The 17,013-nt window shown below is 44.5% G+C and carries 14 protein-coding genes and 1 tRNA gene; 2 read left to right on the forward strand and 13 right to left on the reverse strand.

All coding sequences use genetic code 11. The annotated features are described in order from the left end of the window. Positions 1 to 35: 35 nt before the first annotated feature. From MTO98_RS20620 to MTO98_RS20630, 3 genes are all read right to left on the reverse strand, one after another. The gene (locus tag MTO98_RS20620) at positions 36 to 182 is read right to left on the reverse strand and encodes a lmo0937 family membrane protein (protein ID WP_114940263.1); all 147 of its coding nucleotides are present in this window, start codon (positions 180 to 182) and stop codon (positions 36 to 38) included. Between the two features lie 107 nt (positions 183 to 289). Further along, entirely contained in the window at positions 290 to 511 is a 222-nt protein-coding gene (locus MTO98_RS20625; RefSeq protein WP_002996718.1) for a DUF2795 domain-containing protein, read from the reverse strand. A gap of 94 nt (positions 512 to 605) precedes the next feature. Beyond that, entirely contained in the window at positions 606 to 1,154 is a 549-nt protein-coding gene (locus MTO98_RS20630; RefSeq protein WP_243480877.1) for a cob(I)yrinic acid a,c-diamide adenosyltransferase, read from the reverse strand. 238 nt (positions 1,155 to 1,392) lie between these two features. On the opposite strand from MTO98_RS20630, the gene MTO98_RS20635 reads away from it, so the two are divergent. Continuing rightward, positions 1,393 to 2,403, forward strand: a complete 1,011-nt coding sequence (locus MTO98_RS20635; protein ID WP_243480878.1) for a chitinase — start codon at positions 1,393 to 1,395, stop codon at positions 2,401 to 2,403. 67 nt (positions 2,404 to 2,470) lie between these two features. Continuing rightward, positions 2,471 to 3,082 carry a hypothetical protein gene (locus MTO98_RS20640; protein WP_243480879.1) on the forward strand — a complete coding sequence of 204 codons (612 nt, stop codon included), beginning with the start codon at positions 2,471 to 2,473 and terminating at the stop codon, positions 3,080 to 3,082. A 14-nt stretch (positions 3,083 to 3,096) separates the two neighbouring features. On the opposite strand, the gene soxC is transcribed toward MTO98_RS20640, so the two are convergent. From soxC to MTO98_RS20690, 10 genes are all read right to left on the reverse strand, one after another. Then, positions 3,097 to 4,341 carry a sulfite dehydrogenase gene (soxC, locus tag MTO98_RS20645; protein WP_243480880.1) on the reverse strand — a complete coding sequence of 415 codons (1,245 nt, stop codon included), beginning with the start codon at positions 4,339 to 4,341 and terminating at the stop codon, positions 3,097 to 3,099. Continuing rightward, the gene (locus MTO98_RS20650; protein WP_243480881.1) at positions 4,338 to 4,922 is read right to left on the reverse strand and encodes a c-type cytochrome; all 585 of its coding nucleotides are present in this window, start codon (positions 4,920 to 4,922) and stop codon (positions 4,338 to 4,340) included. The genes soxC and MTO98_RS20650 overlap by 4 nt, the downstream gene beginning before the upstream one ends. Positions 4,923 to 4,933: 11 nt before the next feature. Beyond that, on the reverse strand, positions 4,934 to 6,190 hold the full coding sequence (locus tag MTO98_RS20655) for a YeiH family protein (RefSeq protein WP_243480882.1): 1,257 nt from the start codon (positions 6,188 to 6,190) through the stop codon (positions 4,934 to 4,936). 28 nt (positions 6,191 to 6,218) lie between these two features. Continuing rightward, complete coding sequence (locus tag MTO98_RS20660; protein WP_243480883.1) at positions 6,219 to 7,664, reverse strand: NAD(P)/FAD-dependent oxidoreductase; 1,446 nt, start codon at positions 7,662 to 7,664, stop codon at positions 6,219 to 6,221. A gap of 13 nt (positions 7,665 to 7,677) precedes the next feature. Further along, a complete protein-coding gene (locus MTO98_RS20665; RefSeq protein ID WP_243480884.1) occupies positions 7,678 to 9,294 on the reverse strand; it encodes a hypothetical protein in 1,617 nt (538 codons plus the stop codon). A gap of 26 nt (positions 9,295 to 9,320) precedes the next feature. Next, positions 9,321 to 10,682: a DoxX family protein gene (locus MTO98_RS20670; protein ID WP_243480885.1), complete on the reverse strand. Its 1,362-nt coding sequence runs from the start codon at positions 10,680 to 10,682 to the stop codon at positions 9,321 to 9,323. Between the two features lie 29 nt (positions 10,683 to 10,711). Next, positions 10,712 to 10,782, reverse strand: a tRNA-Cys gene (locus MTO98_RS20675). A 9-nt stretch (positions 10,783 to 10,791) separates the two neighbouring features. Then, positions 10,792 to 12,147 carry a RagB/SusD family nutrient uptake outer membrane protein gene (locus MTO98_RS20680; RefSeq protein WP_243480886.1) on the reverse strand — a complete coding sequence of 452 codons (1,356 nt, stop codon included), beginning with the start codon at positions 12,145 to 12,147 and terminating at the stop codon, positions 10,792 to 10,794. Between the two features lie 14 nt (positions 12,148 to 12,161). Further along, positions 12,162 to 15,293 (reverse strand): TonB-dependent receptor, encoded by a 3,132-nt coding sequence (locus MTO98_RS20685; protein ID WP_243480887.1) that lies wholly within the window; start codon positions 15,291 to 15,293, stop codon positions 12,162 to 12,164. Between the two features lie 539 nt (positions 15,294 to 15,832). Next, entirely contained in the window at positions 15,833 to 16,816 is a 984-nt protein-coding gene (locus tag MTO98_RS20690; protein WP_243480888.1) for an aldo/keto reductase, read from the reverse strand. Between the last annotated feature and the right edge of the window lie 197 nt (positions 16,817 to 17,013).

Consider the following 17,013-nt stretch of genomic DNA (forward strand, 5'->3'; position numbering starts at 1 on the left):
CGGCTTTTTTGATTTGCGATACAAGGTTAAATTCTTTAAGCCCTCCTGATCACGCCTAAAAGCAACGCTATAATGGCTATAACTAATAATACGTGAATTAAACCAGGTGCAGAGTATGCAAAAAATCCTATAGCCCATCCTATCACAAGGATAACAGCAATAATGTACAATAAACCTCTCATGTTGTAATGTTTTAGTTAAGTAAATGTGAAGTCACCTATACTAAAATCATTCCAAAAAGTAGTGGTCAATAAAAAAACCCTTATTGCTAAGGGTTTCATTATCGTGTTTAATACTCGTCTTCGTTAAAGAAGAAGTCGTCTTTAGTCGGATAATCCGGCCAGATCTCTTCAATATTTTCGTACGGTTCACCATCGTCTTCAAGTGCCTGAAGGTTTTCAATAACCTCAACAGGAGCGCCTGAACGGATAGCATAATCAATTAATTCATCTTTTGTTGCGGGCCATGGTGCATCTTCCAGGTGCGATGCCAGTTCAAGTGTCCAATACATCGTTTTTATTTATATTTATAATTATCAGTAAAATTTACTTTTTCGCAAAAGTATAACATTTTCAATTTGAATATCAATATTTTTTTTCAATTTTTTAAACCCGTGGTATCCACTGATTTTCAGTTACTTTATTAACGTTTGCAATTTTGCGGGCCAAAGTGAACAGGTAATCGCTCAACCTGTTCAGATAAATATTCACTTTTTCGTCAACTGTACTCTCTTCGGCAAGCTGAACAGTTATCCTTTCGGCGCGGCGGCAAACACATCTTGCAATATGGCAAAATGAAATTACATTACTTCCACCGGGCAAAATAAAATGTTTGAGCGGCGGTAAACTTTCATTCATAGTGTCCATTTCTGTTTCCAATGCTTCCACATCGCTTATGTGCAAGTCGGGAATAACCATACGTGACCGCTCGGGGTCGGCTGCAAGTGATGATCCAATTGTAAACAATCTGTCCTGTATCTGCTTCAATACCTCCTTATCATGTGCGTCAATATCCTGATCGCGAATTAACCCAATATACGAGTTAAGTTCATCAACGGTTCCATAACTTTCAATCCGGATATGGTGCTTGGGCACGCGGGTACCACCAATTAATGAAGTAAACCCCTTGTCGCCCGTTTTAGTATATATTTTCATACTTAATTTAATAATAAATCACAACAATTTGGTTACACAAAAAACATGTGCTGTCCGTCAGCAAATTAAATCCGGCACACAAAATCTTTTTTTCACGATTGGTGTTATTCCAAAGCTATCATCTTAAAATTTGTATTTTAAAGCATTTAGCATATTTTTTGCTAATGAAGTGTAATTTTTAAAATGTTAGCTTAAACTTGCATTAATAACATCATCTAATATACTTAGTGTTAAATCCATGAAATCAATCATATTATCATCTAAGCTTCTTTGCCTTTCACTTGTAATCCTGCTCTCAACCGGTTTTAGCTGCGGCGGCAATAGCAGCACAAAAGCGCCTGCTCAAAAAGCTACAGCCGCCCCTGCCAAAGTGAGTATGGCCAGTTTACTGAGCGAAAAACAATTTAATGACCTTTTTCCGCAGCGCGACAAGTTTTATACTTACGCCGCCTTCATTAAAGCTGCCGATGAGCTGGGCATGATCACGGTAAAAGTAACACGACGGGCAACATCTGTTTACCAACTGGAGCGCACAGATAAAAAAACCGGTAAAAGTACCGTGGTACGCCAGGATGTTGATTGGAACGAAGAATGGGCCAAAGCTAAACCCGACAGTACATATACCATTGACTACGGCGATTTTTGCACAGAATATAGTGCCGACGTGAATAAAAAAGAGCTTGCTGCTTTTTTTGCGCACATTGCCCACGAAACCCGTCACGGCATGAATGCATCTTATACCGACGGGCTGATGCTGATTCATGAAAGCAATACCAGCCTGCCCTATGTTGCCGAAAGCGACGAATACCCACCGGTTGCCGGTAAAAAATACTACGGCCGCGGACCAATGCAGCTCAGTTACAATGGCAATTATGGTTACGCTTCGGATTGCATTTTGGGCGACGATAAAATATTGCTCCAAAGCCCCGAGTTAGTAGAAACTGACCCGGTAATTGCCTTTAAAACCGCCATATATTTTTGGATGACACCGCAAACCCATAAACCATCGGCACATGATGTAATGACTGGCAAATGGCAACCCAATGCCGAAGATAAAGCAGCAGGCCGCACCCCGGGCTTTGGCATGACCATTAATATCGTAAATGGCGAAGTTGAATGTAACAAAGGCGAAAACATGTACAACATGAACGACAGGATTGGCTTTTACCAGTTTTTTCTGAAGAAACTGGGGGTTAGCGACGCTAATTGTGTTTGCTCATGCGGTAAAATGAAGCCCTATCGTTATTAACAGTTTTTTGATTTTTGTTGCTAAAAAGTTATTATTGTATTAATCTTTAATACCAAACTTTATAAAAGTGTCATCATCATTTGATACCGCGCAAATCATCACACCGGCAACTGAGATACCTGCTGTACTTACAAACCTGATGCAAAGGTTCAGAGTAGAGCAAACCGGGCATATCGATTTTCATTTAGAGCAGTTCAGCATATTTAAAAATTACAGCGAGGTGAGCGTAGCAGGCTCATATGCCGTAAAAAATAAAAATAACGACAGCTATATACTTTTAACCGATGCAATACCCAAACATGCCGATCATGGTAAAACCATTAACACCCAACAACATATTTGGGCGTTGGCATATTTGAAACACGATTTTGGCCGTGTACTTATCAGGCGCGAAACCCTTGTTGATAAAATCAAAGAGCTGATACACCCCGTTGAACTTGACTTTGCCGAAGACAAGGCCTTCAGCGATACGTTTTATATGCTGGTAAGTGACCGCCAAAAAGCAATTTCAGGGGCCGACCGTAATTTCCGTAACGTGATAATGGATATAAGGCTGGATGATTTTGTGATCGAGATTGTTGAGCACACCCTTATTATTGGTAATACTCATGCTGTTTCTGCAGAAAAGGCCATGCACCTGGCAGAATTTGTTTCGAGGCTATGCACCACTTGTGATTAGTACAAACGCCATTATCATTTATAATTTTCAGGTTTAAAAACTACGCTTCCATCCCGTTTTATCCGCCATGCTGTAACAGGGTTCATATGATACCCACCCATATCCTTTCCGCGGGCATCAATGAGTTGTTTGAGAGTGGGCTGGGTATAACCTGTTTCATCAGTAACACGGCTTAGTATTTCTGTTTCCGAACCATCCCATTGCCACAAGTGGCGAAAGTAAGTATGGGCCTTTTCCAGTATCGGGCCTTGTAGCCTTGCGTTGTTCCAGCTTTTACCTGCATCGGTGCTTACTTCAACATTAGTCACTTTCCCCCTGCCGCTCCAAGCTATGCCCCTGATCTCGATCCAGCCGCGTTCAACCTTTTGCGGAAACGACGGATAGGTAATGATCGACCTGGCATCCATCTCAAAACTAAACATCCTGATCTTATCTTTAACCGGATAGGTATATTTTGACGTTTCTTCGCGGGTAAAATACGGAGCGTCTGAGATCTCTATCCGTCTCAGCCATTTTACATTGGTGTTTCCCTCCCATCCGGGTAAAAGTAAACGTGCAGGATAACCCTGCTCCGGCCGGATAGCCTCACCGTTTTGCGCGTATACGATCATAGCATCATCCCAGGCTTTACGTATGGGGATACTCCGGGTAAGCACGGCAGCATCTCCGCCTTCGGCTAAAAACCATGTAGCTTTAGGGTCAATACCTAACTCACGAAACAAGGTGGAGAGCATTACCCCAGTCCACTCGCTCTGACTTGTTAGGCCGAGGATCTCCTGCGCGCTCATATCCTCTTTGCCCGTACGAAAGTTGCCGGCGCATTCAATAAAACAAGTTCGCGTAACGGATGGGAACCGCTTCAAATCATGCAGACTAAACCTCATAGGCCGCGCCACCATGCCATGGATCAACAGCTCGTATTGATCTGGGTTGATTGATGGTACGCCTGCATGATGCCGTTCAAAATGCAGATCGGACGGGGTAATTGTACTGTACAGGTCCTGCAGTGGTGTGCGCGACGAAATATCCGACGGCTTTTTAACAGGATTTTCAAAAGGCGAACGTGTGCCCACCTTTCCCGGCAGCGGACCCGGCTGTTTTGTTGGGTCGGGTGCGGCGGGCACCCCTACCTGTATATACTTCCCAAACACCGATGTTACCGGCAAAACAGCTGTAGCCAAAGCGCCACCCAACAAAGTACGGCGACTTATTTTCTTTTCGGTGGTTTTTACCGGCTTATCCTGCTGTTCCATACTCATTTTACTTCAGGGCCGCCTTTGCGGTCGTCAACAATAAAAAGTTTTTGCGCCGGCATCACTACTTTAGGAAGCGTGCTGGCGTTCATTATTTGATTGGTTTTGGTGATCTTGTTTTCATTTAGCAGCCAGGCACAAAGGCTGTACACCTCATCGTTAGTAAGCGATCCAGGTGCATTGTAGGGCATAGCCCTTCGCACATAATCAAATAAAGTAGTGGCATAAGGCCAGTAGTTGCCTATGGTTTTGGTTTTACCGCCACCCACCACCAATGGCGGCCCTGGCAGCTTAACGCCTTTGATCTCCTTCCCGTCGGCACCGTGGCAGGAGGCGCATTTATTGGTGTAAATTACCGCCCCTTCTGCTGCGTTACCGCTTCCGGCCGGCAACCCCTTGCCATCGGGCCGTACATCGATATCCCATTTGACTATATCCTGTTGGGTGGCAGTTTTACCATAGCCAAATGTTTCAGGCCATTTTTGCTTATCCTGAAAAAAAAGCCAAAGCCAGATCACCACCCCAATTATGGTGATCCCCCCGAAAATCAGGGCATGGCTTCGCCTTAGCTTTAACTTTTTAAGCATGATAAAAGGGTTTAAAATAATATCAGCGCTATAGCCAGCGTAATGAAAATATTAAAGGTTTGCGCAATCAGAAAAGCATACAATGGTTTCTTGCTGTTCCTGTTAAACAGATCGGCAAAGTTGGTTTCAAGGCCAATACTGGTAAAGGCCAGCGCAAACCAAAGCCCCTGCAAGTTCTTCAAGCTATCCTTAACTGTAGCAGCAGCCGATGGCGGCAGGAAAAACGAAAACAATAAAGACGCACCAATAAAGCCCAAAACAAATTTCGGGAAGCGCTCCCAGATCACCTTAAGCGTTGGCTTGGTTTCCTTATCGTTTGCAGATGGGTGCTTGGTATATGTCCAGTAAATAGAGATCGCGAAAGCAGCTAAACCAAGTAATACATTTTGCGAAAACTTCACAATAGTACTTATCTTCAAGGCTATTTCACCAACCAGCGATCCTGATGCAACAACCGCACCTGTAGTATCAATACTACCGCCCAGCCAGGCTCCGGTAACCGGCTCTGAAAATTTGAAATAATGAGCTATGATCGGCATAAAGATCATCATCGGAATAGCCGTTATCAATACCATTGATATTACATAAGATAATTTTTTCGAATCGCCTTTAATAGCTCCCGCCGTGGCTATAGCAGCAGATACACCGCAAATAGACACTGCGCTTGATATCATCATAGCCATTTCGTCATCTACTTTTAGCTTTTTACAAACCCAGTATGCAAAATACCAAACGGAGGTTACCACTAACAATGCCTGTATCAATCCTAAAGAACCGGCTTTTAAAATATCGCCAAAAATTACGCTGGTACCTAAAAGTACCAAACCAACTTTTACAAACAATTCGGTTGAAAGTGATGATTTTAACCATTCGGGCAGCTTGATAAAATTGCTGATCAGCAAGCCCAGCACAAGGCTGAATATTACAGCTTCGAGATTAAGCGATTTGGCCTGGCTGCTGCCTGCAAGCACAAGCGCCAGTATAGTAACTACATAAACCAGCGGAAAACCTAAAGCATAATTTTTAACAGATTTGCCGGTAATGAATGCTCCTACACCGCCAATGATGGCTACAAATACAAATTGTTGAAGTATTTTAACCAGATTGGCCGCGCCCAGTACGGTACCTGTTAAATCGGTACCGGTTTTCCAGCCGAAGGTTGGTACCGGTAAAAGCAGGCCTGCCAGCGATAAGATAATGATCAAAGAACCTAAAATAACTACTGCCCAGTCTTCGTGCAGGGTTAGTTTAGTAGTGGTGGTTGACATAGTTTAAATTTTATGGTGTGATAATATGTTATGATTTTGTGCTGATGTTAAAAACATCTTTTAGTGCACGTTTGGCCGAATGATAGCCGCACATGCCATGTACCCCACCGCCCGGCGGAGTAGATGACGAACAGATATAAATGCCTTTTGCCGACGTACGATAAGGCGAGCGCCGCAGCACCGGCCGGGTAAACAGTTGTCCTAAGTCGATAACCCCGCCGTTAATATCCCCGCCGATGTAGTTGGGATTATAATTTTCCAGTTGCCGGGTATTAAAGGTATGCCTGCCAATAATCCGTTCGCGAAAACCAGGAGCGAAACGCTCTACCTGTTTTTCGATAATATCGGTCATATCCTTATTTGATCCGTTGGGCACGTGGCAGTAAGCCCAGGCTGTATGCTTGCCCTCAGGGGCACGGGTGTAATCAAAAATGCTTTGCTGAGCTAATAATACAAACGGCTTTTCGGGATGTTGTCCGTCCCAGATCTGCTGTTCGCCAAACGCGATTTCCTTTAACGTACCGCCAACATGCACTGTTCCGGCCTGCCTTGCACCTTGTGCTTTAAACGGCACAAGGTCGTCAAGTGCCCAGTCTACCTTAAAAACCCCCATTCCGTAACGATAACGTTCTAACTGCCATTTGTATAGCGATGAAAACCTATGTCCGGCAATTTGCAGCAACTGCTTCGGCGTAACATCAAACAAAACCGCGTTAGCCGATGGCAGCTGATCAAAAGCGGTAATATAGGTATTGGTCTCTATCTTCCCTCCAATGGATACAAAATATGAAGCCAATGCTTCTGCTATTTTTACCGAGCCTCCTTTGGGCACCGGCCAGCCTTTTAAATGTCCGTTAGCCATCAGCACCAATGCAATGGCCGATGTGGTTAGATTGGTTAAAGGCTGTATGCTGTGCGCAGCCATGCCCGCCAAAAGCCCTTTAGCCTCTTCTGTTTTGAACCGTTTGGCCAAATGGGTTGATGAGGTAAGAGCATCGAGTCCAAAAACCGCCAAATCAACCGGATGTTTTGGAATGGTGAGCGGCCCTAATACATCAGCAGCCAAACCGGGCCATGATTTAACCAGGTGTGTCATGAGCTTAATGTAGGCATCCCTATCCCCGCCAAGCAAGTCGGCAGTTTCGATGATTGATTTTTTAAGTACCGCGGCCGTTCCGTTATCAAAAGGGTGCGCTGCGGCAATCTCGGGATAGATATATTCCAGCCCGTGTTCATGCAGCGGCAGTGTTTCAAAAAATGGTGACCCTGCTGCCAGCGGGTGAATGGCCGAACAAACGTCATGTTTAAAACCGGGCAGGGTAAGCTCTTCCGTACGTAAACCGCCGCCTATCTTATCCTTGCCTTCCAGCAATAAAACCGAAAGCCCGTGTTGCTGCAACAATATCGCTGCCGCAAGGCCATTTGGCCCTGAGCCTATTATCACTGCATCATAATCACGTTTTTCCGGTTTCATATGGTATCTGTTTTTAGTATTTGCCCGCAACCAATTTGCTATCGGCAAGTGCGTATTGACGGTTTATGCGGTCAAGCACAATATACACATCATTTTTCTTGTCGTCCTTACCGGTCAGTACAATGTGCGATCCGTTTGCATCAGCAGTGTAATTGAGCACCATATGGGCGCGCTTACGCTTATCTTTCAGCTCCTCGGGCACACCGCGCTCACGGCGCGTTGATTGCGCGGCCGGGTCAATAGCTGTTACCTCGTTGCGGATATTAGCTTTCGCTTCGGCAGGAATAAATGATTTTGCCAATTTGTTATCAGCTGCCTTATCACCGCTACGGCTGCCGCGCTTACCTTTGCGTTTGGTAAACTCAGGCAATTTATCCTGTAAATAAAGTACTTTATTCACGGTATCGGCATCGTAATAAAATACCCGTTTGCCGCCGGCAACACCCGTAAGCTCGAAATTACGATTGATATCGCGCATTGGCGATCCTCCGCCGTTAGATAGATCGAGATTTAATGGTTTGTTAACGTTAAAAGTTAATGACGACCACTTCTCGAACGTTACCCCCTGCCAGCGAACCGAATCCAAAGGCGAATAAGGGATATCCTGCCCGTTGAGTTTAAACTCACTTACATTGTAGTTACCACGCAATTGCTTTACACCACTTGTGGCTGGTTGCTTATATGGATCATATTTAAAGTTTACATACTGCAAATAGAATAACCAAACCAGGAATATGCCGATAGTAGCAGTTTTTAAAACAATGCGCGTAGTTTTGAGCCACTTTTGAGTAAATACAGGGATCAAAACCGGCGGAACGGTAAAGCGCTCTTTGACGAGCAGGTTATAAACCGGCACAATATCATACCATAATAAAAATGCCGAGAACAATACAAAATAAGATGCATAAACATGCACACCGCCATCATAAGCAAAATTCACATAAGTTATATCGCCCAAAGCACCTAACAGCAGTACCGCGCCAAAAGTGGTGGTTTTGCGGAAGAATAACATAGTACCTGCCGCCAGTTCAACAACACCGGCAAATACCTGGTACCATGGCACAATGCCTACCGAAAGCCAGTAGATTTTTTGTGCCGTGAGGTCGCCAAAATGAGCGTTGAGTACTCCTAATGAAGGATAAGGCATTTGAACCGGGAACAGCTTAGTAAAGCCGAACCCGATTATGCCTATACCTGCCCTGTACCGCACCACCACGCGCAGCCAGTAATACAGGTTATGATATTGCTTGTTTTTGCTATCAATGGCGGTCCATACCAAACCACCAACAATGCCTATGGCAAGCGCTTCAACCCAGTCAATATAACCTAACAGGTTATAGGCAGGGTTTTGAAATTTGTAAATGCTTGGCGAAAACCGCGCTATATCATACAGATCGCGGTAATGCAAATGAAACCAGTTGATGGTTACCAGGTTGTTCCACCACTCGCCCGTTACCGGGATACACATGATAATGAAAAAGATGAATGCAATACGGAAAGCCACACGTTGGGTTGCAGTCCATTCCTTTTTCACGGACGGTGCTGCTGCAGGGGCCGGTTTGCCGGGCCTACTTTCCGGTGCAACATTGTTTAGCTGTTGTGCCTCCGGATTTATTACTGTTGTTGCCATGATTAATATCTTTAAAAGTTTCTATCTTAAAGTTTAAGCGCCTTGGTCCTGCCCTGTGCAGCCTCCTGCAAAAGGTATTTTTTGTTGATCCTGTCAAGCTGAACATAAATTGAATCACGATCATGATCAACGCCTGTGAGGATGATAGTGCCGTTTGCCGGTTTGGTATAATGAAGCGTGAACTGATCGGCCTTATAATTGCTGTTCCTGTTTTTAAGCAGCAACTCCTGTTTTACGGTATCGGCCACATAACTGTAATAGGCCCGGCCAGTTGTGCCGTCAAGCTCGTACTTACGGTCGTCATTGCTGCGGCTAATCTCTTCGGTAGTAGCGGTATCTGCTTTATATCTTTTTAAAGATCCGATACTTATGGTGTTCCATTTTTCAAAAACAACATCGTTCCAGCGGGTAGTATCGGTTTGCGAGTATGGTAATTGTTTGCTGTTAACTTTAAAATCGCTCACGTTATATAATCCGGCCACACCTGCTAACCCTTTTGCCTGCGGATATTGGTAAATATCATGATGGTAAGCGGCGTATGTTTTGTAGCCGTAAAGGAATACAAAAAAGAAAATGAACAAGCTTTTCAAAACCAAACGGGAGGTGCGCCACTGACCACTCAACGAAACTTTTACCGTGTTAGGTGCTGTTGGTTTGCGTAATGCTACCAGGGTATAAATACGCTGTATATCATAAACAGTAAGGAATAAAGCAATATTGATAAGGTAAAGCGCATAAAGAGCCTCTCCGCCGTCATAGGCTATATTTGAAATAAATACATTGCCCGTAAATACCAAAATAATTACGGCACCCAATGTTGCCGTTTTACGGAACAACAGCAATACGCCAACCACTATTTCAACCAAACCCAAAAATGACTCGTAGCCCGGTACGATACCCAGACTTAATGAAAATAGTTTCCAGCGATTGAAATCGCCATAAGATGTATTAAGATTACTTAATGAAGGCAGCGGCGATTGGAGTGGAAAAAATTTAATAAAGCCGTAAGCTATAATGCCAATAGCCAACCGATAACGCAGGATCACCCGCAGCCAGTAATACAGGTTATTATAGTTTTCGCTCTTTTTATCGCGAATGCTCCAGATCACAGCACCTATCAATGCAATACCGGCTATCAGTGCCCAGTCGGCAAGGGTGCCAATGCCCCATGTGCCGGGTGTACTGCTGCCTGATATAAATTGCGGCGTGTAACGACTAATGTAAAAAATATCGCCAAAGCTGAGGCTGCCCCACTGAATGCGGAACAGGTTGCCGAAGTACTTCCAATCAAGCGGAAGGGCCTGCAGCACAAAGTAAATGAAGAAGAACCGAAAAGCCCCCTTTTCGTACTCCTTCCATTTGGTTTGGTTGGTGGTTAATGTGCTCATTGTTTGATGTTTTTAAATTGATTTAGAAGACGCCGGGGGCAGGTTCGAACTGCCGTGCAAGGTTTTGCAGACCTCTACTTAGCCACTCAGTCACCCGGCTTTATGTCCGTTAATAACCAGGGTTTTGCGTTAATGCAGGGTCAACATTCAGCTGATCAACCGGGATCGGCAATATATTTTTCGTAGCATCTGTTACACCCAATACTGCCGCCGCCCTGCCGGTGCGCACCAAATCAAACCAACGGTGGCCTTCAAGTGCAAATTCAATACGGCGTTCGTTTTCAATAGCCAACAAAACATCCGTTTGCGAAACCGCGGTTGTTGCGGTTAAGCCTGCGCGGTCGCGTACGGCGTTCAGGTCAATACGGGCATCATCAAGCTTATTAAGCTGGGCATTGGCCTCGGCGCGGATCAGGTACTCTTCGGCAATCCTGATGATGTAGGCCGGGTCAGTAGCCGGGCTGCGGTAGTACAAGTTACCATACCACAAACCTGCCGTGGTTTTAGCAACAAGGGCACTACGATTGCCACCAATTGCGGGATCATTAACCAACGTAACGAACGTATTGTTGGGGGCCCATTGCCTGGTACCATTATTAGCAGGCGGCTGCCATTGGCCCCTGTGCCCATTGGTATAGGTTGCACTGTAAGCCAATTCAAAAACCGATTCTTTTGTGCCTATAACATTATTGGCAAACCACGCACTATATGGTTTCAGCAGCGAATAGTTTTGGGTATCGCCCAATACAAGCGTAGCGTATTTTTCTGCGTTAGCCCAGTCCTTTTGGTACAGATAATACCTTGCCTTTAAAGCATAAACAGTTTCTTTATTGGCCCTTACCGGATTTTGTGCTGTTGGTAACGGAAGCAATGGCTCGGCAGTGTTCAGATCGCTAAGCACCTGAGCGTAAGTTTGTTCAACCGTGCTACGGGCTATACCATTTTTATCTGTTGCCGATAGCGTTGGCGTAGTAACTATTTGCACACCGCCCCATGTACGGGCAAGGTCAAAATAACATAAGGCCCTGATGAAATAAGCTTCACCAAGCAACTGGTTTTTTTCGGCATTAGTCAGCGATACATCGGTAACCGCCGGTAGCTTGGCAATTACATAGTTTGCACGGTTTATAGTGGTGTAAATAGCCAGCCAGATATTTGATACTGTAGCGTTATCTGCCTTTACGTTATGATCAATAAACTGCTGTACGATGGATTGCGAACCAGTCCACTGGATATTATCGCCCGATAAATAACCAACCGAAACAAAATTTACGCCATAGTAGTTATCGGCAGATAAAGCCCTGTAAATACCACGTACGGCGGTTTCGGCAGATGGCCTGTCGAAAATGGTTTGGTTGTCAGGTGCCGAATCTTTTGGCTGCACATCCAGAAATTTCTTGCAGGAGGCCAGCGTTACAAGTGTTAAAACAGGTAATGTGTATTTTATAGTTTTTAATATTTTCATGATCATGGCCCTCCTTATAAAGTAATGTTTACACCTAACTGAACTGAGCGTGGCTGCGGTGGTGTACCCAGGTCAAGTCCCTGTACATCCTGCCCACCGCCTACGTTGGCTTCAGGGTCTGGCCCGGTGTATTTTGTGAATAGCAACAGATTACTCCCAACCACATAAATGCGCAGCGCCTGGATATCTATTTTTTGAGTAAGTGCCTTTGGCAGCGTGTAACCAAGGCTTAATGATTTGAGGCGAATGAATGAGCCATCCTCTAAAAAGCGGCTGTTTTGCTCAAGTGTATAGTTGTTGCCATAAGCTGTAAGGCGTGGTACATCGGTAATGTCGCCCGGCTTTTGCCACCTGTTTAGCTGGCTGGCAAATATTACGCGGTTGGCATCGCGGGTGCCGCCGCCTTCGCCAAAGAAACGGTTAAGGTTAAGCACCTTGTTACCTTCTTCAAAAGTAAACAGGAAACTGGCATCAAAACCTTTGTAAGTAATGGTATTGCTTAAGCCACCAAAGTATTTAGGTAGTGCATTACCAACAATCTGGCGGTCGGAAGTATTGATGACGCCATCTTTATTAACATCTTCAAATATGGCGTTACCTGTTTGCGGATCAACTCCTAATTGCTTATACATCCAGAACGAAAACATAGAGTACCCCTGCTCCATCCGGATCCAGTCGCGGTTGTACTGGTTAATTGGCACCGGCAATGATTTGATCTTGTTTACGTTGCCCGAAATATTGAAACTGCTACTCCAGCTAAAATCTTTGGTTTTGATATTATTTGAGCTGATGCTTACCTCATAACCCTTATTGCTTATTTTACCAACGTTGCTGTAATAAGTGCTGTAGCCCGTAATATCAGGAACAGGCAATTGCAGTAACACATTACTGGTTTGTTTAGAGTACAGATCGACAGATAAATTCAGGTGGTTATTCAATAACCCTAAGTCGAAACCAACGTTGGCCTGCGCTGTACGTTCCCATTTCAGGTTAGGGTTTGCCAATTGCTGCGGCGCTGTTCCGGCTTTATCTCCGCCTGTTACATTGTCGGGATAGCCTGCCCCGCCACTCCATAGGCCCTGCGCTGCAAAGTTATTGATACCTGCCTGGTTACCGGTAACACCGTAGCTTGCACGCAGTTTAAGATCGCTGATAGCATTTATATCTTTCAAAAAGCTTTCTTCCTTGGCACGCCATGAAGCGCCTACAGACGGGAAATATCCCCATTTATTGTTAGTACCAAACTTTGATGAGCCATCAGCACGGGCACTCACCTCCAGGTAGTATTTACTTGCGTAGTTGTATGAAATGCGGGAGAAGAATGAAGAAAGGTTGGCCTTTGTCCAGGTTTGGTTGGCAGTACGCGTAGATGCCGATGTAATATCGGTATAGGCATTGTTAGGGAAACCCGTGCCCTGTGCCGATGTTAGTTCAACCACGTTACTTTGCAGTGTATTACCTACAACCACATCAAAAGCATGCTTTTCGGCAAATAAATGGTGATAGGTTAAAGTTTGCTCATTGATCCAGGCAGTGCTTTGGGTTATAGCTGATGTTGCAAGGCCGTTGGTTGGTGATGCGCCTAATTGCGTTTTATCATTCCAATATTCAGATTCGTTGTAGTTGTTATAATCAACACTCCAGCTTGAACGAAATTTCAAGCCTTTTAAAATTTCTATATCGGCATAAACATTGCCAATGTAACGCAAGCTTATCGTATTTACATCATAATTGTTCAGCAACACCTGCAGGTTATCAAAACCGGCATAAGTTGCGGGGGTACCATCAGCATTGGTTTCGGGCAGATAAGTTGGCGTATGCAATGCCGACTGGAATAAACCTCCGGCAGGACCATCTCCTGAGCGGGCCTGGTTACGGTATGATCGTGAAATGCTGTTGCTGGTACCTACCTGCACCCGGTCGCTGATGCGCTGGTCAAGGTTCACCTTAAAGCCGAGGCGACTGAAATCAATTGGTTTGATATCGGCCTGCTGTTTGGTGTAACCGGCACCTATGTAATACTTGGTATCTTTTGAGCCTCCTTCTAATGAAAGATCATAATTAGATAAAAGCCCTGTACGAAACAGCTCGCTCAAACGGTCATAAGTCTTTTGATCAGAAGGCAAGCCCCTCGGCGCTGGTGTAGCTGTTGGGTTATCGTCCGCAGCACGGAATGGCAAAACAGCATATTTTTTGATACCTGCAGCATCAGATAAAGCAACGGCATCAGCTTCGGAATTGCGGTAAAATTCATTCACAATTTCGGCATGTTCAGGACCTGTGGTCAGTTTCCAAAGCCTGTCTTTAGGCTGCCATGCCAACCCTTGCGAAACGTTAAAGTTTACCTTAGGCCTGCTGTTGTAATTACCGCGTTTGGTAGTAACGATAACTACGCCGTTTGCACCGCGCGAACCGTAAATAGCCGTAGCGCTGGCATCTTTCAGCACCTCAATATTTTCAATATCATCGGGGTTGATATCAGCAATTGGCGATGTAGCCCTGCCACCGGTGTTAACCGTTTGCAGACTGGTGTTATTCAAAAACACGCCATCAACTATATATAGCGGGTCGTTACTGGCGTTAATGGATGTGGTACCACGCACACGGATGAAAACACCATCGCCCGGCACACCGGTATTGGAGTTGATCTGTACACCAGATGCTTTGCCCTGAAGTTGCGCATCGAAACTGGCAACCGGGGTTTTCTTTACTTCATCGGCTTTGATGGTTGATACCGAACTGATCAGATCTTTACGGGTTTTGGTACCGTAGCCCACTACCACCACATCATTTAGTTGCTGCGGAATAGGTTTCAGGTATATTTCAATGGGGCTGCCGTTAACAACAATTTCCTGCGGATCATAACCAATAAAACGGATGATCAGTGTATAAGGGAATTTTTGACCGGTTACAAAGTCAAAACGGCCTTCGGCGTTGGTTGAAACCGCGTGCGTTGTACCTTTAATTGACACTACAGCACCCGGTAATACATCCCGGGTGGCAGCATCAAATACACGTCCTTTTAAAATTGAATTAACGGTTGCAGGCGGCTCCTGCTGGGCCGCTGCCGCAAAAGGCAAAAAGAACAAGAGCAGGAAAAGATATTTGGAAAGTACAGTTGTGTTTTTACGGATAAATATTTCCATATTTAACGAGGTTAAAATAAATGTTCAATGCGTTTAGTTTAGCTCAGATGCAAACCGGTGGAGTGATTGGCGTTACGTAGCCGGTTTGTCATTGCTATACCGGCAAGGCTTCCTTGCCGGTTATTTTAATTAGTGGGGGTATTGTTTTAGTTCATATGCTGTGTTAAAGTACCTTACAAAATCAAATCATTTTTTTTCATAGCGATGCAGGGCCGGTATGTTAACCTGCAATAATCAGTTTCACGAATAAATAGCGTTATTTACAACAACAGCACATACATGCTTTTGGAGAAGCGTGCATTCGTAGTGCTTGTTCAGGAAGTACTGTTGTGGTGGTAAAAAAAGTGTTCATCACTCTTGTTTTTTATGAGTACGGCGACAAACATAGAAATTAAAAAATAAACTACCAAATCTATAGACTATATATTTAATTTGTTACAATTGTTACATGAATCATTTTATGCAGATGGCAATGCACAAAAAAAGGCTGCCCTTGCAGGCTGCCCTCTTCAATGAAATATCTAACAAATCAAATTATACTATTTACCTACCCTTTTCAGCAAATGCTCGGGGTACCGTGCGCCTTCAATTTCAATTTGTGAGGATGCTTGTTCAATTTGAGTAAGATCATCAGCAGATAATAAAATAGCTGCAGCGCCAAGGTTTTCTTCTAAACGATGCAATTTAGTAGTTCCGGGAATAGGCGCTATCCAGGGATTTTGAGCTAACAGCCACGCCAGGGCTATTTGTGCCGGGGTAGCCTGTTTTTCCTGTGCAATTTTGGTAAGCAGATCAACCATGGCTTTGTTGGCCGCCCTCGCTTCGGGTGTAAAGCGCGGTACGATGTTCCGAAAATCATCTTTAGCAAAAGTTGTATTTTCGTTGATGGCACCTGTTAAGAAACCTTTTCCGAGCGGGCTAAAAGGAACAAAGCCAATCCCCAACTCTTCCAATAATGGCATGATCTCCTGCTCGGGTTCACGCCACCATAAGGAGTATTCGCTTTGCAGGGCAGCTACCGGTTGCACCGCATGTGCCTTACGGATAGATTGCACGCCCGCTTCAGACATACCAAAGTGTTTCACTTTACCTTCCTGTATCAGGTCTTTAACTGTTCCGGCCACATCTTCTACAGGTACATTCGGGTCAACACGATGCTGATAAAAAAGGTCGATACGGTCAGTTCTTAATCTTTTTAAAGATGCTTCGGCCACCTGCCTGATACGCTCGGGCCTGCTATCCATTCCATCACCGGGTTTGCCCTCTTTAAAACCAAATTTAGTAGCAATAATCAGTTGATCGCGGTAAGGCGCAAGAGCTTCGCCTAAAAGCTCCTCATTTGTAAAAGGGCCGTAAGCTTCGGCAGTGTCAAAAAAAGTGACTCCTTTCTCAACCGCAGCATGCAGCAGTTTAACCGCATCTTTTATTTCAGTTGCCGGGCCATAAGCAAAACTTAAACCCATGCAGCCTAATCCCAATTCGGATACTTCGAGGCCGCTATTACCTAATTTTCTTGTTTTCATATATTTAATGATGTTAACAGATCCTTATTAATTTAATTGCACAAAGTTGGGGCCTATTTTTGAGTCAAATGTTATATCAATTACGGTATTATCTACCAAAATTACTGATTACAGGCAAAAGCCCTACCAAGCAAATACAGTTGGTATAACTTTGATATGGCAAAAAAGAATAGCAATGGAAAACATCATTGATATTG

Source organism: Mucilaginibacter sp. SMC90, assembly GCF_022811725.1.
In the GTDB taxonomy this organism is placed as follows: Bacteria; Bacteroidota; Bacteroidia; order Sphingobacteriales; family Sphingobacteriaceae; genus Mucilaginibacter.

Excerpts from the sequence above, each read along its gene's own strand:
- MTO98_RS20620 (WP_114940263.1), bottom strand. The coding sequence starts at position 182 with ATGAGAGGTTTATTGTACATTATTGCTGTTATCCTTGTGATAGGATGG.
- MTO98_RS20625 (WP_002996718.1), bottom strand. The coding sequence starts at position 511 with ATGTATTGGACACTTGAACTGGCATCGCACCTGGAAGATGCACCATGG.
- MTO98_RS20630 (WP_243480877.1), bottom strand. The coding sequence starts at position 1,154 with ATGAAAATATATACTAAAACGGGCGACAAGGGGTTTACTTCATTAATT.
- MTO98_RS20635 (WP_243480878.1), top strand. The coding sequence starts at position 1,393 with ATGAAATCAATCATATTATCATCTAAGCTTCTTTGCCTTTCACTTGTA.
- soxC (WP_243480880.1), bottom strand. The coding sequence starts at position 4,341 with ATGAGTATGGAACAGCAGGATAAGCCGGTAAAAACCACCGAAAAGAAA.
- MTO98_RS20650 (WP_243480881.1), bottom strand. The coding sequence starts at position 4,922 with ATGCTTAAAAAGTTAAAGCTAAGGCGAAGCCATGCCCTGATTTTCGGG.
- MTO98_RS20655 (WP_243480882.1), bottom strand. The coding sequence starts at position 6,190 with ATGTCAACCACCACTACTAAACTAACCCTGCACGAAGACTGGGCAGTA.
- MTO98_RS20660 (WP_243480883.1), bottom strand. The coding sequence starts at position 7,664 with ATGAAACCGGAAAAACGTGATTATGATGCAGTGATAATAGGCTCAGGG.
- MTO98_RS20665 (WP_243480884.1), bottom strand. The coding sequence starts at position 9,294 with ATGGCAACAACAGTAATAAATCCGGAGGCACAACAGCTAAACAATGTT.
- MTO98_RS20670 (WP_243480885.1), bottom strand. The coding sequence starts at position 10,682 with ATGAGCACATTAACCACCAACCAAACCAAATGGAAGGAGTACGAAAAG.
- MTO98_RS20680 (WP_243480886.1), bottom strand. The coding sequence starts at position 12,147 with ATGAAAATATTAAAAACTATAAAATACACATTACCTGTTTTAACACTT.
- MTO98_RS20685 (WP_243480887.1), bottom strand. The coding sequence starts at position 15,293 with ATGGAAATATTTATCCGTAAAAACACAACTGTACTTTCCAAATATCTT.
- MTO98_RS20690 (WP_243480888.1), bottom strand. The coding sequence starts at position 16,816 with ATGAAAACAAGAAAATTAGGTAATAGCGGCCTCGAAGTATCCGAATTG.